Raw genomic sequence first — 23018 nt, 5'->3', positions numbered from 1 at the left:
TTTATTGTCTACGTGGCCACCTGCAGCGCAGGCGGCCCCCTGACCCCCACCCGGCAACGCCTGGTGGGGGCCTGTGAAAAGCTTGAGGGTGTCGAGGCTCAGCCGTGGCGGCGCGGTTCGGCGACCCAGTCGGCTGTTTCAGCGACGGGGCTGACCACCGGCTCGCCATTCAGGCGGCTGTGCAGCGTCTGGCGGTCACAGGCGTTTTCCGACAACGAAACCACCACCGTCGCCACTGCGTTGCTGGCAAGACTCGTCAGCGCACGGGCTTCCGACATGAAGCGGTCGACCCCGATCAACAGGGCCAGGCCGGCCAGGGGAATGTCGTGGATCACGGTAAGGGTCGAGGCCAAGGCCACGAAACCGCTGCCGGTGACGCCTGCCGCGCCCTTGGAGGACAGCAGCATGATCGCCAGCATGGTGACTACCTGGCCCAGGCTCAGGTCGATGTTGCAGGCCTGCGCGATGAACACGGCTGCCAACGACAGATAGATGGCAGTACCGTCCAGGTTGAACGAGTAGCCAGTGGGCAGCACCAGGCCAACCACGCCTTTCTTGCACCCAAGCTTCTCGAGTTTCTCGAGCATGCGCGGCAGCACCGGCTCGGTTGAGGAAGTACCCAGCACCACGAGGAACTCTTCGCGGAAATAGCGCAGCAACTTCCACAGGCTGAAGCCATGGGCGCGGCAGATGCCACCGAGCACCACCAGCACGAAGAAGGCGCAGGCGATGTACAACGTCCCCACCAGCTTGGCCAGCGCGCCAAGGGACGTAATCCCGTACTGGCCCACGGTGAATGCCAGTGCGCCGAAAGCGCCGACCGGGGCAAAGCGCATCAGGTAGCCGAAGATGCGAAACACCATTGTCGAGGCCGACTCCAGCACATCCAGTACCGGCTTGCCCTTTTCGCCCATCGACGAGAGGGCGAAACCGCTGAGTACGGCGATGAACAGGACCGGCAAGACCTCACCCTTGTTGAAGGCACCGATGAAGGTGTCCGGGATGATGTGCATGAAGAAGTCCACCACGCTCAGCTTGGCAGCCGACGCGGTGTACTGGCTCAGGCCCGCCGTGCTCAAGGTGGCAGGATCGATGTTCATGCCGGCACCTGGCTTGAACAGATAGACCGCCGCCAGTCCGATCACCAGGCTGACCACCGTCAGGCCCAGGAACAGCAGCAGGGTCTTGCTCATCAAGCGGCCCAGGGAACGCTTGTCGGTCATGCCGGCGATGCCGGTGACGATGGTGCAGAACACCACCGGCGCGATCATCATCTTGATCAGCTTGATGAACGCATCACCCAGCGGCTTGAGGGCCACGGCCTGTTGCGCCCAGAAGTGTCCGACCACCACGCCCAGCAGGACGGCGCAGAGAATCTGGAAATACAGCGATTTGGCGAGTCTCATGGCATCACCCATTGTTGAAATTGTGCGGATGCGCTTGTTACGAATGTGCAGGTCTGGATTGGTGCCTGGAACTACCCGGCCAACCTGCGGAATGTAGGGGCGTAGACGAACCCTGAGAAGAGCCGCCGGGCGGTTCGCACCACCGAAGCCTGGATCGTCTGGCCGTCGGCACCGCTGCGCGTCAGCGCAACATCGATGCCGCCACTTGGGTGCTCCAAACGGACCTCGGCCAGTTGCTGCGCGCCTTCGCCCAACAGGTCGGCAATCACGGTGCCAGGGCTGACGCAGGCAGTCGCCAGCCCCACGGCTCCAGTGATCGCCAAGGCACGATGGCAGTTGTGCGGCATGAAATAGCGAACCTGCAGCGTGCCGTCGTAGCGCGGCTTGGACACCAGCACTGGCTTGGGGATGACCATGCCACTGACATCGCCCAGGCCCATGGCCTTTCCGGCCTTCAGCCGCAACGCTTCCAGGCGTTCGAGCAGCGCGCTGTTGGCGTCCAGCTGAGCCGGGGTTTCCGAGCCGCTGACCCCCAACTGGCTGGCCTCCACCACCATCATCGGCATGGCCATGTCGATGCAGGTCACCGGCACGCCATCAATCACGTCCTGGGCCTTGCCCGTGGGGAACAGCTTGCCGGTCTTGCTGCCGACCGCGTCGAGGAAGGTCAGATGCACCGGGGCGGCAGTGCCCGGTACCCCATCGATCGCCGTGCGGCCTTCGTAGCGCACGATACCGCCGGGCGTTTCGACCAGCGAATTGACGAAGGTGCCGGTGTTGAGGTTGCGAATGCGCACCAAGGTCTTGCCTTCCTGGCCTTTTACCAACCCCTGTTCGATGGCGAACGGCCCAACCGCACACAGCATGTTGCCGCAGTTGGGGGCCGTATCGACCCGGCGCTGTGCGACCATCACCTGCACGAACAGGTAGTCGACGTCGGCGTCGGCGTGCAGTGACGGGCTGATGATCGCCACCTTGCTGGTCTGCGGGCTGCCGCCACCGATGCCGTCGATTTCCAGCTCATGGCCAGAGCCCATGAGGTTGATCAGCAACTCGTCGCGCTCGACCACATTGGCAGGCAGGTCCCAGGCGTGGAAGAACGGCCCTTTGGAGGTACCGCCGCGCATGAGTACGCAAGGAATTCGTTGCATGATTTCGCACTCTTGTTGATCAATGGACATCATTGATGCTGTGAGCAAAAGAGTGACAGGGATGGATAAATCAATCCAATGCAAATATCGTAGCTATTATTGCGATTCAAACATCAATATAGCGCCAGGCCAGTCGAAGGTTTCTTATGGAATATGAGCTGCAAGACATCAGATCTTTCGTGAAAATCGCCGAACTTGGCAGTTTTCATGAGGCCGCCGAAGCGCTTCACCTGTCCCAGCCGGCCCTGAGCCGGCGGATCAAGAAACTGGAGGAAGGCCTGGGCACCTCGCTACTGGAACGCACCACTCGCCGGGTCAGCCTGACCAGCGTGGGCCGCGACTTCCTGCCCAAGGCCAGGCGCCTGCTGGATGATTTTGAAGACTCGATCCTCAGCATCCGCGAGCTGGCCGAGCGCCAGACCGGTCAGGTTACCCTCGCCTGCATTCCTACCGCGGCGTTCTACTTCCTGCCGTCGGTGATCCGCGATTACAACGAGCAATACCCGAAAATCCGCATTCGCCTGCTGGACCTTAGCGCCAACGACGGGCTCGAAGCCGTGCTGCGCGGCGAGGCCGACTTCGGCATCAACATGATGAGTGGCCAGCACCCGGACATTGAGTTTGTCTCGCTGGTGCAGGAGCACTTTGTACTGGCCTGCCGGCGTGACCACCCACTGGCGAATCGCGCCTCCGTTACCTGGACAGAGCTGGCTGATTACCGCCTGATCGGCGTCGGCCGCCTGAGTGGCAACCGCATGCTGCTGGACCATGCGTTGTCCGGGCTCAACCTGCGGCCCAAGTGGTTCTACGAAGTGCAACACCTGTCCACGTCACTGGGCATGGTCGAGGCCGGGCTGGGTGTGTCGGCCATGCCCAGCCTGGCCATGCCCAACGCCGACCACCCCACGCTGGTGAGCGTGCCGTTGATCGAGCCGCAAGTCACCCGCACGCTAGGGCTGGTGTACCGGCGCGGCGCATCGCTGTCGCCGGCTGCGGAGAAATTCGTTTCGATCCTGCTGCAGAAATGGCCAAATCGCTGAGGGAAGTGGCGCACCTGGCTTAGTCGTTCTTGCCCAGCATGTACCGGTCAAAATGCTCGACATGCTCATCGAGGTTGTCCTCGAGCATCATCCGGTACTGATCACAGAAGTACTTCAGAATCTCTTCCCGTGCCGCACCCAGCTCCGCGCCGCTCTTGAAGCTGCGGGCGCTCATCCAGGCGCTGAAGCGCGCGGCACCGAAGGTCAGCGAGGCGCTTACCTTGCCCAGGTCCTCGAACTTTTCGATCTGCTGGTTCGCCAGTTCGATGTGCGCATCGGCGCGATCGTAAAAGGCCTGGTCGGTAGCTTGGGTCATTGGGGTTCACCTTGTTGCGCAATGCGAGCGGGAGGCCAAGCCTTGCATGTCGCGGCGCATACGTGCAAGGCTGAAAAAGGATCACCCATGACGAAAAGGAAGCAAAGCACCTCATGCTTGGAATCACACGTATCCATCGCTATTTGCGCCCACTGCCTGCGAAACCGACTGCAGCCAGTGGGCGTGACCTCAAGGCCAAACGCGCCACCCGCCTCGCCTCAACGGTTGCCAACCTCCTCTGCACGCCCCGCTCCGCCCCGCCTTACCTCTGCGTCACTCCTGAGCGTCCCCCTGTCGAACGTGTGCCCCCGACCTGACTGCCTCCTCTGCAGCTCACACACCGTACTCGCCTGTTGTAGGCGGAGTGCCTGACGCAACGACAAGGGGCAACAGCCAATGCTTTTCTTTCACGGTAAACAGATTTTCAGCGCCATCTTCGATATGGATGGCACCCTCTTCGACACCGAGCGCCTGCGCTTCAAGACACTCAAGCAAGCTTCTCTGGAAATCTTCGGCAAAGCGCTGAGCGAGCAGACCCTGATTGGCTCGCTGGGCCTGAGCGCAAAAAAGGCCGAAGCCCTCGCCAAGGCGCATAACGGCGAAGACTTCCCGTACGCACAAATCCGCCAACGCGCCGATGAACTTGAACTGGAGTACGTGCGCAATCACGGCGTACCGATCAAGGCCGGCCTGCTGGAGGTACTGGAGCGCCTGCGCAAATCGGGCCTGACCATGGCGGTGGCCACCTCCAGCCGCCGTGCCATTGCCGAGGAGTACCTGATCAACGCCAACGTGCTGAAGTACTTCGACATCACCGTTTGTGGCGATGAAGTCAGCCAAGGCAAACCCCACCCCGAGATTTTCCTGAAAGCCGCCCGCGCGCTCAATTGCGAGCCAGGCCAGTGCTTCATGGTCGAGGACTCGGAAAACGGCATGCTGTCGGCGATGCGCGCCGAAGGGCAGGCGATCCTGATCGAGGACATCAAGCCGCCTGCGCCGGAAATCAAGGCGGGCGCGCTCAAAGCCTACCGCAGCATGCATGAATTTCTCGCCGACCTGAGCGAGTGCGTACCCGACCTCGGCATGCCTGCATTGAGCGAGCCGTTCCCGGCCTCGATGAACCAGTTCAGCGTGGGCATTCATGGTTTCGGCGCCATCGGCGGCGGTTACCTGACGCAGGTATTTTCCCATTGGGACGGCTACACCCGACCGCGTGAAATCATTGCCGCAACCCGCTCGCGCATGCTGCGCGAAAGCGTCAGCGCCTTCGGCCGCTACAGCGTGCGCTACGGTGCCACGTCGTTCGACCAGACCATCGACAACGTGCGCATGATCGACATGGATGACGACGACGCCGTCATCGGCATGTACACCACTGCCGAAATCATCGGCCTGAGCCTGCCCGAGCAGGCCATCAGAAGCCAGGCCAGGGTGATCGCCCAAGGCCTGCTGCAACGCTTCGAGCGCCGAGGCCGGGAGCTGACCCTGCTGATCGTGCTGAACAAGGTTGGCGGTGCAGCGTTCGTGCGGCGTCATGTGCAAGCCGAGTTGTCGCTACTGTGCCCGCCTGCGATCAGCGAGCAGGTTTTGCAGAAGACCCATTTCGCCGAAACGGTGGTCAGCCGCATCGTGTCCAAACTGGGCAATGACGCGCTGGTACGGCAGTTGCGCATCAAGTCGCAGATGTTCCAGAACAGCCTGGAAGACGAGCCCGCAAGCACGCGCAAACCTTCAACGCCGCTACCAGAGTACGAACGGCTGATCGGCCACTTCAGGCCCTTTGCACAGCCCAGCAGCGCCATGAGCCAGCTGCATCTGGTACTGTTCAACAGCGAAGCTGACATGCCGCTTTACGCCGAACGCGGCAGTGATCTGCTCGAACGCCTGCGCCAGGTGAAGACAGTGCCAGACATCGCCCAGATCCAGATCATCAAGAACCGCCTGTGGAACGGCCCGCATGCCATCGTGGCCTGGTACGCCAGCCTGCTGGGCCATGCCTGGGTCGGCCAGGGCATGGGCGATGCGCGGGTGAGTGAACTGGCCGAGCGCCTGATTCGCCAGGAGGTCGCGCCCGCACTGGTGGCCGAATACCCACAGATGGCCGAGGTGGTCAGCCGCTTTGCCGAGGCATTCCTCGAGCGCTGCAAAACCTCGTTCAAAGACCCGTGCGCCCGGGTAGGCCGCGACCCCTTGCGCAAGCTGCAACGCAACGAACGCATCCTCAGCAGCATCGACCTTGCTCGCAAACACGGTATTGCAACCCCGGCCCTGGCGTTTGGCGCGGGCCTCGCCATTCACCACGCCCTGAACTGCAGCGACAGCAAAGACCTGGAAAGCCAGGCAATCAGGCAGGTTTACCTCGACAACCAGGAAAGCGTCGAAGCAGTGCTCACCCATGCCAAAAAACCGTTCCCCGGCTTGTGCCGCGTCAAGGACGCGGAACTGATCACTGCCATCCGTGAAGGCTTCCGCCAATTGCCACAGCCGGCTTCGCGCCACGCGGTTGCTGTAGGCTCATAACCAGCCCTGGCCGGGACACTGTGGGCGCGAGTTGCGCCTGCGTCCCGGTCAGCGCCATGGGCTGGCCCTGGGTACGGGCCTAAAGCACTTCGAACAAGCCTGCTGCGCCCATACCGCCGCCCACGCACATCGTCACGACCACGTACTTCACCTGACGCCGCTTGCCCTCCAGCAGCGCATGGCCGACCATCCGTGCGCCGCTCATGCCATAGGGGTGGCCGATAGCAATGGCGCCGCCGTTGACGTTCAGTTTCGCCGGGTCGATCTGCAACTGCTGGGCGCAATACAGCACCTGGCAGGCAAACGCCTCATTCAGCTCCCATAGCCCGATATCGTCTACCGTCAGGCCCTGCTGGCGCAGTAGCTTGGGCACCGCCAACACCGGGCCGATGCCCATTTCCTCGGGGGCCAGGCCAGCCACGGCGATACCGCGGTAAAGCCCCAGGGCTGTGATGCCCGAGCGCGCCGCCAGCGCCCCCTCCATCAGCACGCAGGCACTGGCGCCATCGGACAGCTGACTGGCATTGCCGGCCGTGACACAACCGCCTTCGACCACGGGCTTGAGCCCCTGCAGATCGGCCAGGGTCGTCGCCGGCCGGTTCCCTTCGTCCTGGGTCAGGCGCACCTCTTCATGGCTGACGACACCTGTCAGCTTGTCCACCACTTTCTTGCGTGCGATCACCGGCACGATTTCAGCGGCGAACAGCCCTGCCGCCTGCGCCGCCGCCGTGCGCTGCTGAGACTGCAGGGCGTAGACATCCTGTGCTTCGCGGCTTATGCCATAACGCCGGGCCACCCGTTCGGCCGTTTGCAGCATCGGCATGTAGGCGTGCTCGCTCATGCGCAACACTGCGGGGTCATAAGCCTCACTGGCCAGCTGGTTGTGCACCTGCTGCACCAGGCTGATCTGCTCCTGACCTGCGCCAATGGTCACCTGCATGCCATCAACCATGATCTGCTTCGCCGCCGTGGCAATGGCCATCAGGCCTGAAGCGCACTGGCGGTCGACGGTTTGTCCGCTGACCGATTGGGGCAGGCCGGCGGCCAGCGCAGACAGCCGACCCGGGTTGATCGCGGCAGTGCCGCTCTGCATGGCAGTCCCCAGCACCAGGTCATCGACCTGCGCCGGTTCGATACCGGCCCGCTCTACCGCGGCGCGGATAGCGACAGCCGTCATGCTGGGGGTTTTCAGGTCGTTGAAGGCACCACGCATGGCTTTGCCGATAGGTGTGCGAGCAGTGGCGACGATCACGGCGTCTTTCATGATGGCTGTTCCTCAGGGGATAGGGGCTGCAGTTCGCTCAACACGCGCCGCAGGCAGTCAGGTACCGGCACCGGGCGCCGCCCTTCGCGGTCGACGAATACATGGACGAAGCGGCCGGTGGCGCAAGCCAATGGCTGACCGGCAAGGAAAACGGCCAACTGATAGTGCACCGAGGTGTTGCCCAACCGGCCCACCGCAAGGCCCACTTCGATGTCATGCGGGAAGGCCACCGGCGCCTGGTAGTCGCAGGCGGAGCTGACCACCAGCGCGATCACCCTCCCCTGGTCGATATCCAACCCGCCCTCCCGCACCAGCAGGCGGTTCACGGCGCTGTCGAAAAAGCTGTAATAGACCACATTGTTCACGTGGCCATAGACATCGTTGTCGTGCCATCGGGTGGTTATAGGCGTGAAGTGCCGATAGTGTTCACGTTGCCGGAGGTAGCTCATCAGTAGGCCGCCTCGTAGATGGCCAGCGCATCGGCCTGGGTGACTTCACGCGGGTTATTGACCAAAAGGCGCTGCTGTTGCATCGCGTCTTCGGCCAGCTGGCCAAGCCGATGACGCGGTACATCGGCGTCGCGCAGGCGGTCAGGTAACCCGCAGCGGCTGCTCAGCGCGGCCAGCTCGGCCACGAATTGTTCTGCCTGCTGGCGCTGATCACCGGGCTGCAAACGGGCCCCCAGCAGCGGCACGGCCAATTCGGCGTAGTCCACTGCCGCCACCGGCAGGTTGAAGCGCAGCACATGCGGCAACACCAGCGCGTTGGCCAGGCCATGGGGAACATGAAAGTGCCCACCCAGCGGATAGGCCAGGGCATGCACCGCCGCCACCGGTGCATTGGCAAAGGCCTGGCCGGCCAGGCAAGCCCCCAGCAGCATGGCCTGGCGGGCCTGCAGGTTGCCGCCATTGTGCACAGCCTGGTCAAGGTTATCCGCCAGCAGCCGCAGCGCCTCACGGGCCAGCAGGCTGGACAGCGGGTTACGTTTGAGGCGGCTGGTATAGGCTTCGATGGCATGCACCATGGCGTCGATACCGGTAGCAGCCGTCACCGCCGATGGCAGGCCGAGGGTGCAGACGGCGTCGAGCACTGCCAGGTCTGGCAACAGCAGCGGCGAAACAATGCCCATCTTGGTGGTGGCACCGGTGGTGACGATGGCGATCGGCGTCACCTCCGAACCGGTACCTGCCGTGGTGGGCACCTGGATCAACGGCAGCCGGCGGCCCTTGGCCCTGTCGATGCCGTACAGCTCGGCGATGGGCTGCGAACAGTCGCGGTGGGCCAGCAGCGCAACCAGCTTGGCCACATCCATCGAGCTGCCGCCGCCGAACCCCACCACCAGATCGGCGCCGATATGCCGGGCGCGCTGGGCGGCCGCCAGCACGCATGCCTCGCTGGGGTCGGCCGTAACCTCACTGAAGATCGCCACACCGACCTTGGCTGCCGTGAACCCCGGCAGCAGGTCATCGAGCATGCCAAGGCGGGCGATACCCGGGTCACTGACGATCAAAACACGCTTGGCACCGCGCTCACGGCACAGACCTGCAAGGCGCTGCACCGCGCCGGGTTCGCAGAGGATCTGCGCAGTGGTGGCAAAGCTGAAAGGCTGCATCGCACTCTCCTTGTTCGTGTGGTTTGCCGTGCGCTAGAACGCGAAATCGCTCGCCGGTAGCGCCATCAGGCAATCCGCGCCACCCAGCAGGGCCTCGCGGTGAGCAGTGGCGCGGGGCAGGATCCGCCGCCAGTAGAACGTTGCGGCGTCAAGCTTGGCCCTGTAGAAGGCTGTTTCCGCGCTGCCGGCGGCAAGCGTTGCCTGAGCGCGCACAGCCGCTTGCAACCACATCGCCGCCAACAGCACGTAGGCCGAGTAGGCAAGGAAATCAACCGACACTGCCCCTGACTCCTGAGGGTCACGTTCACAGGCCTCGACCACATGGCCGGACAAGGCGCGCCACTCCTCCAAACGTTGCCCCACGGCCGTCGCCATGGCCTGCAGGCCGCCGAGCGCATTGGCAGCCCTGACGTGCAGCGCCATTTCGTCGATCAGCAGATTGAGCTCGGCCCCGCCGTCCCCCAGGACCTTGCGGCGTATCAGGTCAAGGGCCTGTATGCCGTTGGTGCCTTCATAAAGCTGGGTGATGCGGCTATCGCGCATCAACTGCTCCATGCCCCACTCGCGGATGTAGCCGTGACCGCCGTACACCTGCACCCCAAGACTGGCGACTTCATGACCGACGTCGGTGAAGAACGCCTTGACGATAGGGATCAGCAACGCCGCCCGCCGAGCTGCCGCCTGGCGCGCCGGTGCACTTTTCGCACCGTGCTCCAGATCCAGTTGCCGAGCGGTGTAGATGCCCAGCATGCGACAACCTTCGGTAAGGGTCTTCTGGGTCAGCAGCATGCGCCGCACGTCTGGATGGACGATAATCGGATCGGCAGGTTTTTCCGCAGCCACCGGCCCGGCAAGCGAGCGCGACTGCAGACGCTCCCGGGCATAGGCCAGCCCTCCCTGAAAAGCGGCCTCGGCAATACCAAGCCCCTGCAGGCCGACCTGGAAGCGGGCATCGTTCATCATGGTGAACATGCAGGCCAGGCCCTGGTTGGCCTCCCCCACCAGCCAGCCCTGGGCACCGTCGAAGTTCATCACGCAGGTCGAGGCCCCCTTGATGCCCATCTTGTGCTCCAGCGCCCCGCAGCCCAGCGCATTGCGCTCGCCACCGGGCAGCAGCTTGGGCACCAGGAACAGGCTGATGCCCCTGACACCGGCCGGCGCATCAGGCAGGCGCGCGAGTACCAGATGAACAATGTTGTCGGTCAGGTCCTGCTCGCCACCACTGATGAATATCTTGCTGCCGGTAATGCGGTAGCTGCCGTCCGCTTCCGGCTGGGCGCGGGTGCGCAGCAAAGCCAGGTCGGTGCCGGCCTGCGGCTCGGTCAGGCACATGGTGCCGGCCCACTCGCCACTGACCATCCGGCCCAGGTAGGCCTGCTTGAGTGGCTCGCTGCCATGGCGATGCAACGCCAGGACCGCGCCCTCGGTCAGGCCGGAGTAGATGCGGAACGACAACGACGCCGCCATCAGCATTTCATGGAAGCTGGCCGATGCCATCTGCGGCAGCCCCTGCCCACCATAGGCCTGCGGCCCGGTCATGCTGGCCCAGCCATGTTCGACGTATTGCCGATAGGCGTCCCGCATGCCGTCCGGGGTGGTGACCTCGCCGCCCACCCACTGGCAGCCCTGTTCGTCACTGTTGCGATTGAGTGGTGCGATGATTTGGCCAGTGAAGCGTGCGGCCTCCTCAAGGATGCCGTCGAGGGTGTCGCGATCCAGTTCGATACCTAGTTGCTGGCAATGTCCGCTCAGGTCGAACAGTTCATGCAGCACGAAACGCATGTCGCGAAGGGGCGCCTGGTAGTTCATGCCTGAACCTCCCCACGCGGTTCGAAACGCTTGCCACCGGCCACGAGTGAGTAGAGCAGCCCTGCCGGGCGCCAATGCTCGCCAAGCACGCCCTGCAGGTATTCCAGCCGGGCCAGGATGAACGGCGCCCCCTGCTCGTCAGCCCAGCGCATGGGCCCGCCAGTGGCAGCCGGGAAGCCATAGCCGTGGAGCCAGACCTGGTCGATGTCGCCGCTGCTGGCGGCGATACCTTCCTGGAGAACCTTCGCCCCTTCGTTGACCAGTGCCAGCAGGCAGCGCTCGAGGATTTCCTCGGCACTGATGCCCCGGCGTCGATAGCCAAGCTGCTGGGACACCTGCAGCACCAGGGCGTCGACCTGCGGATCATGCTCGGCCTGTCGGCTGCCGGGCGCATAGCGGTAATAGCCTTGCCCGGTCTTCTGCCCGAGGCGGCCGAGTTCGCACAGCGCGTTATCGACCTGCACCAGCGGGTCATGCATGCCTTGCCCGGCCAACTGCCGGGCGCGCCACTCCAGGTCGATGCCCACCACGTCGTACATGCGGAACGGCCCCATGGCGAAGCCGAACTGCTGCAGCACCGCATCCACCTGGTGAGGCAATGCCCCTTCAAGCAACAACTTGCGCGCTTCGCCCACATAGCTGCGCAACATGCGATTGCCAATGAACCCTGGGCAGTTGCCTGCCACTATCGCCACCTTGCCCATGCGCTGGCCCAGCGCGCGGGCGGCGTCGAGCACCTTCTGATCGGTGTGCGTCCCACGCACGATTTCGAGCAGCTTCATGACATGCGCGGGGCTGAAGAAATGCAGCCCCAGGACCTGGGACGGCCGCTGGGTGACGGCGGCAATCGCGTCGATGTCCAGCGCCGAGGTGTTGCTGGCCAGGATCGCCCGTGGCTTGAGGTGTGCATCCAGTGCACGGAAGATTTCCTGCTTGAGCGCCAGGTTTTCATACACCGCTTCAATCACCAGGTCGGCCTCCGCCAACGCCGGATAGCCGTCCACTACCTGCACACGCGCCAGGCAGGCGTCGGCCTGGGCCTGGGTAATGCGCTGCTTGTCCACCTGCTGGGCCCAGGCTTGGCTGACCATGCCCAGCCCGGCTTCGAGCGCTGCCGCGTTGCAGTCCAGCCACAGCACCGACAGCCCGGCGTTGGCCAGGCTGATGACGATGCCGCGGCCCATGGTGCCTGCACCTATCACAGCCACCTGATTGATCGGGAAGGGAGTATTCACGCGCAACGCTCCTGCTTTCTTGTAGGTATGAGGACTGTGATCACCCTAAGCAGGCCGAAGGTATTTTTGAAATTTCCATTTCGTATGCCATATATTTCCGGCATGAATATTTCGAACTTCGACCTGAACCTGCTGCGCGTCTTCGACATGTTGCTGCGTGAACAGAACGTATCCCGGGCAGCCGAGCGTCTGGCCCTGACCCAGCCGACCGTGAGCAATGCCCTGGCGCGCCTGCGTGACCAGCTGGGCGACCCGCTGCTGGTCCGCGTGGGCCGGCGCATGCGTCCGACGCCACGGGCCTTGGCGCTGGAAGGGCCGATACGTGCGGCGTTACAGCAGATCGAGCAGACGCTGGGCACCGGCGATGGCTTCGAGCCTCAGCGCAGCCATCGCCAGCTGCGCATCGCCCTCACCGATTTCGTCGAACAGCTGTGCATGCCGCCACTCCTGGCGCGGCTGGAACTACTGGCCCCCAACGTGCGCATCGACGTGGTGCACCTGGCCCCCAACCTGCCGGCCGAGGCGCTGGACCGGGGCGACCTCGACCTGGTACTGGGCCGTTTCGATGAGGTGCCGGCGCGCTTCACCCGCCACCCCTGGCGCCGTGAAACCCTGCAGATCGCGCTGCGCCAGCAGCACCCGCACCTGGCGCCAGGCCAGGCACTGGACCTCGACGCATTCCTGGGCTTGCGGCACATCTGGGTGCACGGCGGCCAGACCCGGGGCATGGTCGACCAGTGGCTGGCCGAGCAAGGCCTGACCCGGCAAATCGCCTATACCACGCCCAACTACCTGCAGGCCGCCCATCTGGCCGCAGCCACCGACATGTGTGTGGTGCTGCCGCGGCAACTGGCCCAGCAGTTTGCGCATCTGCTGCCTTTGGCGGTGCACGAATTGCCTTTTGCCCTGGAGCCTTTCGAGCTGGAACTGGTGCACCTGAGCCACCGTCAGCACGACCCCGCCCTGGCCTGGCTGGTCGAACAGATCCTCACGCTCCCCCCCGCCTGAAGCCATCAGGAAACGCGATAGCGGCCATGCCGCTCTGGTATTGGCTGGTGCGCAAGCCCCTCCCCTAGAGTGTTCTGCCCCAAGAACAACAAGGACATTCCATGCGCTTTTCACTGTCGATGCTGGCGCTTGCCCTGCTGGCCCCCCTTCCGAGCCTGGCCGCAACAGCGGCCAAGGATGCCACCCCGGCCACTCAGGCCAGCAACCAGCAGTGGCTGCAACGGTTGCCCTTCGAGGATCGCGTCGATTATGAAACAGCCCGGCGTGGGCTGGTCGAGCGGTTCGACGGGCCAGTCGCGACGGCCGATGGCAAGACCGTGTGGAACCTGGCCCAGTATGCTTTTCTGGCGCCGACGCAGTCCCCTGCCACGGTAAACCCGAGCTTGTGGCGCGTCGCTCAGTTGAACAACATCGCCGGGCTGTTCAAGGTCACCGAGGGCATCTACCAGCTTCGCGGCCTGGACCTGGCCAACATGACCATCGTCGAGGGGCAGGACGGGCTGATCGTGATCGATCCGCTGCTTGCCATGGAGACCGCCAAGGCGGGCCTGGAACTGTACTTCAAGCACCGTCCGCGCAAGCCGGTGACCACGGTGATCTACACCCACCCGCACGTCGACCATTTCGGCGGCGTGCGCGGGGTGATCAACGAGGCGGACGTCAAGGCTGGCAAAGTCCAGGTCATCGCGCCCGAGGGGTTCTTCGAACATGCCATCGGTGAGAACGTGCTGGCCGGTCCGGCCATGAAGCGCCGCGCCCAGTACATGTACGGCGCCCCCCTGCCTCGCGGGCCGCGAGGCCAGGTGGATGCGGGACTGGGCAAGGGCGTCCCGGCCAATGCCACCATCAGCCTCATCGCGCCGACGCTTGAAATCAACCAACCGCTGCAGCGCATGACCCTGAGCGGCGTGGAGGTGGAGTTCCAGCTGACCCCGGGCACCGAGGCGCCGGCGGAAATGAACATCTATTTCCCGGCGTTCAAGGCACTGTGCATGGCCGAGAACGCCACCCACGTGCAGCACAACGTCCTGACGCTGCGCGGGGCACTGGTGCGCGATCCGAAAGTGTGGGCCCATTACCTGGACCAGTCGCTGGTGCGCTATGGCGACCAGGCCGAGGTGGTGTTCGCCCAGCATCACTGGCCCACTTGGGGCAAAGCGGCCATCCGCGACTACCTGGCTGACCAGCGCGATATGTACGCCTTCCTCGACAGCCAGACCTTGCGCCTGATCAATCAAGGCCAGACACCCATGGAAATTGCCCAGACCCTGGCCAGTCTGCCGCCGCGCCTGGCAAGCAAATGGTACAGCCGCGACTACTACGGTTCGCTCAGCCATAACGTCAGGGCCGTCTATCAACGCTACATGGGCTTCTACGACGGCAACCCGGCCAACCTCGACCCATTGCCACCGCAAGCGGCCGGCAAGCGTTACGTGGCGGCCATGGGAGGTGCCGATCAGGTCCTGACCCAGGCCCGCCAGGCCTTCGCCGAGGGCGACTATCGCTGGGTGGCGCAATTGGTCAACCATCTGGTATTCGCCGAGCCGGACAACACCGAGGCCCGCGAATTGCAGGCCGACGCACTCGAGCAGCTGGGTTACCAGAGTGAGAACACCACCTGGCGCAATGCCTACCTCAGTGGCGCGCAGGAATTGCGCTCAGGCGTGGCCGCCGGTGCGGGTAGTGGCGGCAATGCCGATGACATGGTGCGGGCCCTGACACCCAGCCTGTTTTTCGACTACCTGGGCGTGCGGGTGAATGCCTACAAGGCTGCCGATAGCGACCTGACCATCAACTGGCGGTTTTCCGACCTGGACGAAGACTACGCCCTCACCCTGCGCAACGGCGTCCTCACCCACCGCGACCTGGCGCGCCACGCCAAGGCCGATGTAGAGGTCATCATGCGCAAACAGACGCTGGACAGCATTGCCTTGAAGCAGACAGGCTTTCTCAAGGAAGCCAAAGCAGGGGCAATCGAAATCAAAGGCGAGCGGGTGAAGTTCCTGCAATTCATGGGGGGGCTGGAAGAGGCTGATTCGCGCTTCAATATCGTCACGCCCTGAGCGGCAGCGGGCGGCGCTGGCACTGTGCTCAGCCGCCCTTCGCCAACCGGCACAAGCCTGCCAGTGCCATCAGCCACACCACGCTGCCCAGTGCCAGCACTCCCCAGGGCGCAGGCTGACCGCGTTCGGCCTGCAACATCACCAGGCCCCGCTCGTAACACCGTCCCTGGCGAGTCAGCAGCGCCAGCGCGGCCACGCCCGCCAATGTCAGCACGTACACATCGCCCTGACGACAGGCCAACCCCGCCACCACCACCAGCGCCAGCACAGTGCGCCGCCAGGCCAACTCGGTGCGTTCTGCCTGCAGGCCCGGATCACCCATGCCAGCGTGGCCACAGGACGAGACCTGCCAGCAGTACGGCGACCAGGCAGCCCAGCGCCAACAAGGGCACCAGTGCCGGCAACGGCAACGGACGTCGCTGACGCAATGCCCGCTCTACCCGCAGCCAGCGCAGGCAGGCGCCAGCGCTCAGCAATGCACTCAGCAGCATCAGGCCAGCGACCAGCCACAGCCGCAGGGGTGTCTCGAGGACGTGGCCGGCGAAGGTTTCGATGGCGATTGCGCCACCCAGCAGCGCCAGCGCGGTCCGGACCCAGGCCAGGAAGGTACGTTCGTTGGCCAGCGTGAAGCGCGGATCAGGCGCTTCACCCTGCCCCAACAGCCGCCGCGACCAGTCAGGCCGTGGTTCAGGCACGCCCATCAGCGCACACCAAAGCTGCGCAGGGCGCCGGGCGAGAAGTACGAAAGGCTGGTGCGCACATTGAAGGCAAAGGGCCGACGCTGCTCGTTGATCAAGCCCGATGCATGGTAGCGTCCGCTCTTGAGGTCGTAGGTGACCTCCATGGCGTTGACCGCCACCTGGCCGCCGGGGTGAAAGAAACCATGGGCCTGTGAGGTGCGCCACAGCTCGCCACGCGCGTCGTAGCTGTCTGTTTCGAGAATGGCCCAGGTGTCTTCATCCAGGTAGAACCGGCGCTTGGCGTAGATATGCTGCGCCCCAGGCTTCAACGTCGCCTCCACGACCCATACCCGGTGCAGTTCGTAGCGGGTCGGTGCCGGGTCGATGTGGCCTGGCTTGATCAGGTCGGCATAGCGCAGCTCGGGCGATGCCAAGCGGTAACTGTTGTAAGGCACGTGCAGTGTCTGCTTGCCCAGCAGCTTCCAGTCATACCGGTCCGGCGCGCCATTGAACATGTCGCGGCTGTCGGCGGTCCGCAGGCCGGCGGTGCCTGGGCCGGTGGTGTCATAGGCGATGTTCGGCGCCCGCCGTACCCGCCGCTGACTGGCACTGTACACCCAGGACAAGCGCGGCTCGGCGACCTGGTCCAGTGTCTCGTGCACCACCATCGCATCACCGGCAAGCCGCGAGGGCGCCGTCATGCGGTAGGTGAAGTAATAAAGTACATTGCCCTCCCCCAGGCGGGCCAAACCTTCGGGCCGGGCCACTTCCTGACGCGCGCTCATCAGCACGAAGCGGCCATTCTTCAGCGGCGTGACGCTGTCGGAGCTCAGGCTGTAACTCACGTTGCGATGCCGGGTCAGGTGGTTCCAGATCACCTCCAGGCCGTTGGTTGGCCGCGGAAAGGCGATGACGCCAGTGAAACCTCGCACACCGTTGCCCTGGTCATCCAGCTGCGCCTGCTCGGCGTTGCGGGCGGCCGATGCCGCGACCGCGTCGGGTACCGCAACACTGCGGTGGGTGGGATACACCGGCAAGCTCAGGCTGGCTGGGAAGCGTTTGAGCAAGGCCACCTGGCCGTCGGTAAGCTGACCTCGGTACTGCCGGTAGTTGGCGGCCGTGATCCGGTATAGAGGCTGCTCATCGGCAAACGGGTCCAGCGGCGTGCCGTTGTCGCCCAGGCGTTGCTGGGCCGCGCTCAACCCACCTTGCCAGGCCGGGATGCGCCCGTCGGGGCTGGCAGCACGCTCGGCCCCCACCGGGGTCAGGTTGTCGGGCAGGCCGGCTGCCGCCAGCGTCCCGCTCGCCCAGAACAGGCCGATCATCACCATGCGCATTTTCATTGTCATGCCCTCAGAAAGTGACGCCCAGGCTCAGCGAGATGAAGTCCCGGTCGCCGCGGGTGCCATAGTCGCCGTCGATAAAGTCGGTGTACGACACACTCAGGCTGTAGGTGCTGGCGAGCGTCGCATCCAACCCGACACTGATGGCCCTGGAGCCTTCGCTGAACGCCGACCCCTCCACCGGGCCGGTGCCGTGCACGTCATGTGCCCAGGACAGGTTCGGCCGTAGGTCGAAGCCGGCAATCACGTTGGGGTAGGCCCAGGTGGCGCGCAGCCGGTAGCCCCAGGAAAACGGGGTCATGAAGCCTTCGTCGTTGCAATGCTCAGGAGTTTTGGAAATGGCCACGCACACGCTGTTGTCCGCCAGTTCGCCGCTGTTGAACGTACCCGAGCGCCCGTAACGGGGGCCATAGGCGCCCTCCAGACCGCCGACGTAGGTGGCGCCCGCCTCGCCTATCAACAGCAACTGGTTGGCCCCCATCACCTGGCTGAAAGCGTGAACAGCGGTTACCTGCAACTGGGTCATCTCTTTACGGCGGTAGCCGTCGAACAACGTACTGGCGCTGTCTGGCCGCAGGCCGTCACCCAGCAAGGGCGAGCGGCCATCGACGTTCAACAGCGACTGGATGATGTCGGTACCGTTGAGCTGCATGGGCATGTTCGGCCGGTAGCTCAGCTCCCCCTGCAGCGCCGTGCCGGTGCGCAGGGTGGTGGAGAACGAAAGGCCGTAGAGGCGAATGTCCTCGGGGTATTGCACCCGGTACTGCGAGGTGCCCAGGCGTAGCGCGCCGACCAGCGACTGGCCTGCGCTGGAGCCCAGGAAAGCGGCACAGTCTGCAAGCCCGATAGCGAGGTTGGCGCACAACTGCGGGGCGAAACGGCGGTTGTCGAAATACGGGCTGCTGACCGTACCCAGGTAAGGCGTGCGGCTGTGGTAGTTCGCCGCGTAAGCACCAAACTCGGTGTCCAGCGCCGCCACGTACCAGCGCAGCGAAACGCCCCACTGCCCGCTGTTGCGGGCATCCTGGTCGCTGCCGCGAGGTATGCGCACGCCTTCGCTGGTGAGGTTCACACCGAACGGCGCAAGCCCCGCCACGGCTGTGGGGTTGCCGAGCAATTTGGCGCCCACGTCGAGGCCATCGCACCCATCGGGCAAAAAGTCGTTGTTCGAAAAGAACGTGCCACAGTTGTCGAGCTGGGTCTGTTCCCAGTCCAGCTGATAGAAACCGTCGACCGACAGCGCTTCGGTGAGGTTCTGGGTGAAGTAGAACAGGTTCACCGGCACCAGCGCGTCCTTCACTTCCGAGCCGGGGCGGCGCAAGGCCGCCAGGTTGAAGGGGTTGATGACGTTCAGTCCGCCCTGGATGAAGGTGCTCTCACCCCAGTTGACCACCTGCTTGCCCAGCCTGAGCGAACCCGGTTGGCCGTCGATGTCGTACAGGTAGTAACCGAAGGCATCGAGCAGCTGGCTACCTGCGGTCTTGGCTGAGCGCTTGCGGTTGTTGTCCTCGACCTGCTTGAAGCGCTGATCGTGATCACGCAGGGCCGTGTCGTACCAGTAGGTTCCGCGCAGGAACACCCCCAGGTTGTCGTGCTTGAGCTCCAGGTCATGGGTGCCTTTGAACACCGCTGAAAACACATCGCCGGAGGCAAAGTTCAGGCGGCCGTCATCGCTGTTGGCGCTGTTGTGCAGGGCCGGGTCAGGGTTGGCAGTCGCAATGCTGGTACCAAAGGAAAGCGCCGAGTCGAATTGCCCCTCAAGTTCACCCCAGTGAAACTGAGCGGCACCGGCAGATGCAGAAAAAAGTACTGATGAGGCAAGTACCGACCACGGTCCCGAGCGACCGGAAATACGAGATGCCATCACTCTTAACCTCTTATTGTGTTTATTAGAGAGTGAATTGCGAGTTAATGCTTAAGTACGGCGCAAAGGCCTGCAGGCAAGGGCTTGGGTAATTATTCGAACGTTTCTGTTATCCTCGTTTTGCTGCTTACCGATACTAAGTAGGCCACCGGGGCTGAAACAAATAGCGTCTCCCGATGGTTGCCATATCACTTCGGCATAGCCTGAGAATCACGATGACTTTGAAACAGCTGCGTTATTTGATCGCCATTGTCGAAGCCGGCAGTTTTTCCAATGCCGCACGCCAGGCGTTCATCGCCCAACCGGCCTTGAGCCGACAGATAGGCCTGCTGGAGAGCGAACTGGAAATGCAACTGCTGGCGCGCCAGCATGACGGTATCGAACTGACTGATGCCGGGCGGCAGTTGTACGAAGTGGCACGATCGGTCGTGCAGCAGCTCGATTCGGTGAAAGACGAGCTGAAATCCAGCCGCGGCAACCCCAAGGGGCACGTGGCCATCTCGATTCCCGCCACTGCCTCGGCACTGTTGTTGCCGGCCATCATTACCCAGGCCCAGGCACGCTTCCCGGGGATCAAGCTCACCGTATGGGATGGCCTGAGCCGCGAAGGTGGCCAGGCGATCGAGCTGGGCAAGGTGGATTTCGGCGTGGTGCCCAACGCCGAAGAGCTTGTCCATGTGGTCGCCGAGCCCGTGTTTTCCGAAGACCTGTACTGGGTCGGCCTGCCTGGGCACGGGCCTGACGAGTCGCCCATCACCTTGGCTGAGGCCGCAGCGAGCCGCCTGGTAATGCCACCCCGTAGCCTGCACTTGCGCAGGCGCATCGAGCAGGCTGCCATGGAAACCGGTGTGACACTGGACTCAAGCTACGAACAGCAGTCTGCCCCCGGTATCACCAGCCTGGTCCGTGCTGGCCTGGCGGCCACCATCAGCAACTGGCCACCGCTGCTGGATTTGGCCGCGCCTGCCAGCGCGCGGCTGATAGTGGAACCGCGCATCACCCGCACCATCGCCTTGGCCCACTCGCAGCACAAGCCGCTGTCGTTCGCCGCCGCCTGCATGCGCGACCTGGTGCGCGCACTGCTGGTGGATGCGGTGCGCAGCGAGCGCTGGAAAGGTACCTTGATCGAGCGCGAGGCCCTGGCGGAGCAGAGCCTCTGAGCGCTGTGCACATCACGCTTGGGCAGGCGCAGCCGTGCCCACCTGCACCAGACGTTGCCGGGTTTTCTGCGGGTCCATCCAGGCCAGCCCGATCAGCCCGGCAATCACCAGCACCGCGCCGCACACCAGAAATCCCTGGCCAAACCCTGCCGTGTGCCCGGCCCCGGCGCCCTGCACCAGCAAACCGGTGACCACCGGTGCCGACAGCCCGGCCAACGAGGCGATACCGTTGCCGATCGCCAGAATGCCGCCGCGCTGCCCGCTGGGCGTGAACTCCGCCAGCATGGCAGGCCCCACGGAGTACATCACCAGCGCCAGCCCGCCGCTGAACGTGAGGCTGACGATCCGCTCGACGTTGTTCAGACCCGGCAGAAACAATGCCGCCGACAGCAGCCCGCTGGCGATCAGGCACACGGAAACGAACGCACCGCGCGACCAGCGCGTGGCAACCCCGGCACGCATCATTCGCTGTGACAGCCAGGCCATGAACAGGCTCAACGGCGTGGTAACCACCACGAACAGAACAAACACCTGGCCGGTCATGATCGGGTCGATACCCAGCCCGGTTTCCAGGTAGCTCGGTACCCAGGTCAGGGTCAATGCCAGGGACCAGTTGGCGGCGAAGTGGCACAAGTAGTTGCCCAGTACCGTGCGGTCACCGAGCAGTCGACGATAGGGAACAGGGGCCTGCCCTTCTTCAAGCTGGCCCGGGCGAATGCGGTCGAGGTTGCCCTCGCTGCCCAGCCGCCACCACAGCAAGCACCACACCGCGCCGATCACCGCCAGCACAATGAAGTTCATGCGCCAGCCGTAGTGCACACTGATCCATGGAATCATGGCACCGGCTACCAGCAGCCCCAGCGCACTGCCGGTATGCAACAGCGCCACGGGAAGGTTGCGACGGTCGTTGGGGAACCACTTGTACAAGGCATGTGTAGCCACCGGTGAGGCCGGTCCCTCGCCAATACCCAGCAGCACCCGGCAGGCGACGATCGCCCACAGCGAGCTGACGAACAACATGGGCAACTGGATAAGCGCCCAGAACGCGCCCATCCCCAGCAGCAGGGTACGGGTTGGCCGGCGATTGGCCATGAAGCCACCTATCACCGCCGAGATGGCGAAGAACCAGTGCAGTGCGCCCCCTACCAGGCCGAACTCGGCAGGGGACAAGCCCAGTTCCCTGGACATCGGCACCGCCACCAGGCCGATGACCACCTTGTCCAGGAAGTTCACCAGCATCAACAGCGCCAGCAGTACCGCAATCATCCAGGCCGTGCCTGCACGTGCGGGGGTGTCAGTATGAGTCATGATGATCTCTCGTTATTGTTCTTGTCTGGAGAACCCGGCCGCTACGGGCCGGGCATACCGCGTCATTGCTCAGGCATGAGCACGCCCTTGGCGATGGTGTTGCGCTGGATCTCGCTGGTTCCGGTGAGAATGCGCATCATACGTGTCGCACGGAATATCCACTCCACCGGGTTGCCACGCAGCAGCCCGGCACCGCCGTGTATCTGCACGGCGCGATCGGCGATGCGGAAGGCCGTCTCCGAAACGAACAGCTTGCACATCGGGGCCTGGGTGCGGATATTGCCGCCGGCGTCATTCACCGCTGCCGTGGCGTAGACCATGCTGCGTGCAGCATGCAGCTCGGTGGCCATGTCGGCGATCATGTGGTTGATCGACTGGAACATGGCGATAGGCTGGCCGAACTGCTTGCGCGTGCGGGCATAGTCGATCGAGAGGTTCAGGGCCAGGCCGGCCAGCCCCAGCAAGGTGGGGCAATGCAGCAGGCGGTTGAGGGTGATGCGCCCCATCGCCAACTTGAAGCCCTGCCCTTGCTCACCAATGCGGTTGGCCGCCGGCACCCGTACGTCCTCAAGAATGATGTCGCCATGCGCACCACCGCCGGACATGACCGAATAATCGCTTTCAACCCTTACCCCCGGTGCGCTCAGGTCGACGAAGAACGCCGAAATCCCCTGGGCACCGCGCCCGGGATCCGTCACCGCGAGCAGCACGGCGATGTCGGCATAGGGCGCCCCTGAAATGTAGCGCTTGGCGCCATTGAGCACATAGTGTTCACCTTCCCGCCGTGCGGAGGTCTTGATCGCCGTTGCATCAGAGCCGGCTTCGCTTTCAGTCAGGGCGAAGCACACGGCCTTTTCGGCACGGCACACCGGCTGCAGGAACGCCTCGATCTGGGTCGGGCTCGCCACCTTGAACAGATGGCCGATACGGGGCGGCCCGGAAAGCTCGCCGAGAATATGCGGCGCCAGCATCGAGCCGGTGAGCACCGTGGCTTCCTTGACCGCACACAGGTCTGACACGCTCAACCCGGCGCCACCTATCGCCTCGGGCAGCATGATGTTGTAGAAGCCCTGCTCGCACGAACGCTGCCATACCTGCTGCAGCACCGCCCGCGGGTGCGGCTCTGCCCAACTGAGGCCGGCTTGCTGTTCCAGGGGCAGGATTTCGTTGCGAACGAAGCCACTGATGGCCTCGATGATCTGCTGGGCCTTTTCGCTTGGCTGATACATGGTCGTTCCT

General features: G+C 63.9%; 19 protein-coding genes. 5 read left to right on the top strand and 14 right to left on the bottom strand.

Annotation, left to right across the window (positions count from 1 at the left end; translation table 11 throughout):
* Window positions 1-98 precede the first annotated feature (98 nt).
* Both N5D53_RS24620 and N5D53_RS24615 read right to left on the bottom strand, forming a co-directional pair.
* Window positions 99-1406 carry a dicarboxylate/amino acid:cation symporter gene (locus N5D53_RS24620; protein WP_129933075.1) on the bottom strand — a complete coding sequence of 436 codons (1308 nt, stop codon included), beginning with the start codon at window positions 1404-1406 and terminating at the stop codon, window positions 99-101.
* A gap of 71 nt (window positions 1407-1477) precedes the next feature.
* Window positions 1478-2557, bottom strand: coding sequence for a 4-oxalomesaconate tautomerase (locus N5D53_RS24615; RefSeq protein ID WP_020191614.1), 1080 nt, complete (start codon window positions 2555-2557; stop codon window positions 1478-1480).
* 146 nt (window positions 2558-2703) lie between these two features.
* Between N5D53_RS24615 and N5D53_RS24610 the strand changes: the two genes are divergently transcribed.
* Window positions 2704-3597, top strand: coding sequence for a LysR family transcriptional regulator (locus N5D53_RS24610; RefSeq protein WP_003247268.1), 894 nt, complete (start codon window positions 2704-2706; stop codon window positions 3595-3597).
* 19 nt (window positions 3598-3616) lie between these two features.
* On the opposite strand, the gene N5D53_RS24605 is transcribed toward N5D53_RS24610, so the two are convergent.
* Window positions 3617-3913, bottom strand: coding sequence for a DUF3144 domain-containing protein (locus N5D53_RS24605; protein ID WP_020191613.1), 297 nt, complete (start codon window positions 3911-3913; stop codon window positions 3617-3619).
* A gap of 396 nt (window positions 3914-4309) precedes the next feature.
* Here N5D53_RS24605 and N5D53_RS24600 point away from each other — a divergent pair, with 396 nt between their 5' ends.
* Window positions 4310-6433 (top strand): HAD family hydrolase, encoded by a 2124-nt coding sequence (locus N5D53_RS24600; RefSeq protein WP_190870118.1) that lies wholly within the window; start codon window positions 4310-4312, stop codon window positions 6431-6433.
* 79 nt (window positions 6434-6512) lie between these two features.
* On the opposite strand, the gene N5D53_RS24595 is transcribed toward N5D53_RS24600, so the two are convergent.
* Genes N5D53_RS24595 through N5D53_RS24575 form a run of 5 tightly spaced genes read right to left on the bottom strand, consistent with a single transcriptional unit; the run spans window position 6513 to window position 12353 of the window.
* Entirely contained in the window at window positions 6513-7697 is a 1185-nt protein-coding gene (locus N5D53_RS24595) for an acetyl-CoA C-acyltransferase (RefSeq protein ID WP_266023063.1), read from the bottom strand.
* The gene (locus N5D53_RS24590) at window positions 7694-8146 is read right to left on the bottom strand and encodes a thioesterase family protein (protein WP_020192318.1); all 453 of its coding nucleotides are present in this window, start codon (window positions 8144-8146) and stop codon (window positions 7694-7696) included. The genes N5D53_RS24595 and N5D53_RS24590 overlap by 4 nt, the downstream gene beginning before the upstream one ends.
* Entirely contained in the window at window positions 8146-9309 is a 1164-nt protein-coding gene (locus N5D53_RS24585; protein ID WP_020192317.1) for an iron-containing alcohol dehydrogenase, read from the bottom strand. The genes N5D53_RS24590 and N5D53_RS24585 overlap by 1 nt, the downstream gene beginning before the upstream one ends.
* A 33-nt stretch (window positions 9310-9342) precedes the next feature.
* Window positions 9343-11118: an acyl-CoA dehydrogenase C-terminal domain-containing protein gene (locus N5D53_RS24580; protein ID WP_190870116.1), complete on the bottom strand. Its 1776-nt coding sequence runs from the start codon at window positions 11116-11118 to the stop codon at window positions 9343-9345.
* On the bottom strand, window positions 11115-12353 hold the full coding sequence (locus tag N5D53_RS24575) for a 3-hydroxyacyl-CoA dehydrogenase (protein ID WP_190870115.1): 1239 nt from the start codon (window positions 12351-12353) through the stop codon (window positions 11115-11117). The genes N5D53_RS24580 and N5D53_RS24575 overlap by 4 nt, the downstream gene beginning before the upstream one ends.
* Before the next feature lie 84 nt (window positions 12354-12437).
* On the opposite strand from N5D53_RS24575, the gene N5D53_RS24570 reads away from it, so the two are divergent.
* The gene (locus tag N5D53_RS24570) at window positions 12438-13361 is read left to right on the top strand and encodes a LysR family transcriptional regulator (protein WP_129933087.1); all 924 of its coding nucleotides are present in this window, start codon (window positions 12438-12440) and stop codon (window positions 13359-13361) included.
* Between the two features lie 101 nt (window positions 13362-13462).
* Window positions 13463-15424, top strand: a complete 1962-nt coding sequence (locus N5D53_RS24565; protein ID WP_266023058.1) for an alkyl sulfatase dimerization domain-containing protein — start codon at window positions 13463-13465, stop codon at window positions 15422-15424.
* 28 nt (window positions 15425-15452) lie between these two features.
* Here the strand turns inward: N5D53_RS24565 and N5D53_RS24560 are convergent, their stop codons facing one another.
* From N5D53_RS24560 to N5D53_RS24545, 4 genes are read right to left on the bottom strand one after another with little or no spacing between them, the layout of a single operon-like run.
* Window positions 15453-15746, bottom strand: a complete 294-nt coding sequence (locus N5D53_RS24560; protein WP_190870114.1) for a DUF202 domain-containing protein — start codon at window positions 15744-15746, stop codon at window positions 15453-15455.
* Complete coding sequence (locus tag N5D53_RS24555) at window positions 15739-16125, bottom strand: DUF202 domain-containing protein (RefSeq protein WP_020191763.1); 387 nt, start codon at window positions 16123-16125, stop codon at window positions 15739-15741. Before N5D53_RS24555 ends, N5D53_RS24560 begins: the two co-directional genes overlap by 8 nt.
* A complete protein-coding gene (locus N5D53_RS24550; protein ID WP_190870155.1) occupies window positions 16125-17435 on the bottom strand; it encodes a DUF1329 domain-containing protein in 1311 nt (436 codons plus the stop codon). Before N5D53_RS24550 ends, N5D53_RS24555 begins: the two co-directional genes overlap by 1 nt.
* Window positions 17436-17457: 22 nt before the next feature.
* On the bottom strand, window positions 17458-19311 hold the full coding sequence (locus tag N5D53_RS24545; protein WP_190870113.1) for a DUF1302 domain-containing protein: 1854 nt from the start codon (window positions 19309-19311) through the stop codon (window positions 17458-17460).
* 215 nt (window positions 19312-19526) lie between these two features.
* Between N5D53_RS24545 and N5D53_RS24540 the strand changes: the two genes are divergently transcribed.
* Window positions 19527-20471 carry a LysR family transcriptional regulator gene (locus N5D53_RS24540; RefSeq protein WP_003247253.1) on the top strand — a complete coding sequence of 315 codons (945 nt, stop codon included), beginning with the start codon at window positions 19527-19529 and terminating at the stop codon, window positions 20469-20471.
* A gap of 12 nt (window positions 20472-20483) precedes the next feature.
* Here N5D53_RS24540 and N5D53_RS24535 read toward each other — a convergent pair whose 3' ends face one another.
* Together N5D53_RS24535 and N5D53_RS24530 are read right to left on the bottom strand one after the other, a co-directional pair.
* The gene (locus N5D53_RS24535; protein WP_190870154.1) at window positions 20484-21737 is read right to left on the bottom strand and encodes an MFS transporter; all 1254 of its coding nucleotides are present in this window, start codon (window positions 21735-21737) and stop codon (window positions 20484-20486) included.
* Between the two features lie 104 nt (window positions 21738-21841).
* Complete coding sequence (locus N5D53_RS24530) at window positions 21842-23008, bottom strand: acyl-CoA dehydrogenase family protein (RefSeq protein ID WP_020191767.1); 1167 nt, start codon at window positions 23006-23008, stop codon at window positions 21842-21844.
* Window positions 23009-23018 lie beyond the last annotated feature (10 nt).

This window comes from Pseudomonas sp. GD03862 (assembly GCF_029840855.1).
GTDB lineage: Bacteria > Pseudomonadota > Gammaproteobacteria > Pseudomonadales > Pseudomonadaceae > Aquipseudomonas > Aquipseudomonas alloputida.
The sequence above is the reverse complement of the archived record's forward strand: the minus strand, read 5'-3'. Positions and strand labels throughout refer to the sequence as shown.

Coding starts and splice junctions, on each gene's coding strand:
- N5D53_RS24620 (WP_129933075.1), bottom strand. CDS start 1,406: ATGAGACTCGCCAAATCGCTGTATTTCCAGATTCTCTGCGCCGTCCTG.
- N5D53_RS24615 (WP_020191614.1), bottom strand. CDS start 2,557: ATGCAACGAATTCCTTGCGTACTCATGCGCGGCGGTACCTCCAAAGGG.
- N5D53_RS24610 (WP_003247268.1), top strand. CDS start 2,704: ATGGAATATGAGCTGCAAGACATCAGATCTTTCGTGAAAATCGCCGAA.
- N5D53_RS24605 (WP_020191613.1), bottom strand. CDS start 3,913: ATGACCCAAGCTACCGACCAGGCCTTTTACGATCGCGCCGATGCGCAC.
- N5D53_RS24600 (WP_190870118.1), top strand. CDS start 4,310: ATGCTTTTCTTTCACGGTAAACAGATTTTCAGCGCCATCTTCGATATG.
- N5D53_RS24595 (WP_266023063.1), bottom strand. CDS start 7,697: ATGAAAGACGCCGTGATCGTCGCCACTGCTCGCACACCTATCGGCAAA.
- N5D53_RS24590 (WP_020192318.1), bottom strand. CDS start 8,146: ATGAGCTACCTCCGGCAACGTGAACACTATCGGCACTTCACGCCTATA.
- N5D53_RS24585 (WP_020192317.1), bottom strand. CDS start 9,309: ATGCAGCCTTTCAGCTTTGCCACCACTGCGCAGATCCTCTGCGAACCC.
- N5D53_RS24580 (WP_190870116.1), bottom strand. CDS start 11,118: ATGAACTACCAGGCGCCCCTTCGCGACATGCGTTTCGTGCTGCATGAA.
- N5D53_RS24570 (WP_129933087.1), top strand. CDS start 12,438: ATGCCATATATTTCCGGCATGAATATTTCGAACTTCGACCTGAACCTG.
- N5D53_RS24565 (WP_266023058.1), top strand. CDS start 13,463: ATGCGCTTTTCACTGTCGATGCTGGCGCTTGCCCTGCTGGCCCCCCTT.
- N5D53_RS24560 (WP_190870114.1), bottom strand. CDS start 15,746: ATGGGTGATCCGGGCCTGCAGGCAGAACGCACCGAGTTGGCCTGGCGG.
- N5D53_RS24555 (WP_020191763.1), bottom strand. CDS start 16,125: ATGGGCGTGCCTGAACCACGGCCTGACTGGTCGCGGCGGCTGTTGGGG.
- N5D53_RS24550 (WP_190870155.1), bottom strand. CDS start 17,435: ATGGTGATGATCGGCCTGTTCTGGGCGAGCGGGACGCTGGCGGCAGCC.
- N5D53_RS24545 (WP_190870113.1), bottom strand. CDS start 19,311: ATGGCATCTCGTATTTCCGGTCGCTCGGGACCGTGGTCGGTACTTGCC.
- N5D53_RS24540 (WP_003247253.1), top strand. CDS start 19,527: ATGACTTTGAAACAGCTGCGTTATTTGATCGCCATTGTCGAAGCCGGC.
- N5D53_RS24535 (WP_190870154.1), bottom strand. CDS start 21,737: ATGATTGCGGTACTGCTGGCGCTGTTGATGCTGGTGAACTTCCTGGAC.
- N5D53_RS24530 (WP_020191767.1), bottom strand. CDS start 23,008: ATGTATCAGCCAAGCGAAAAGGCCCAGCAGATCATCGAGGCCATCAGT.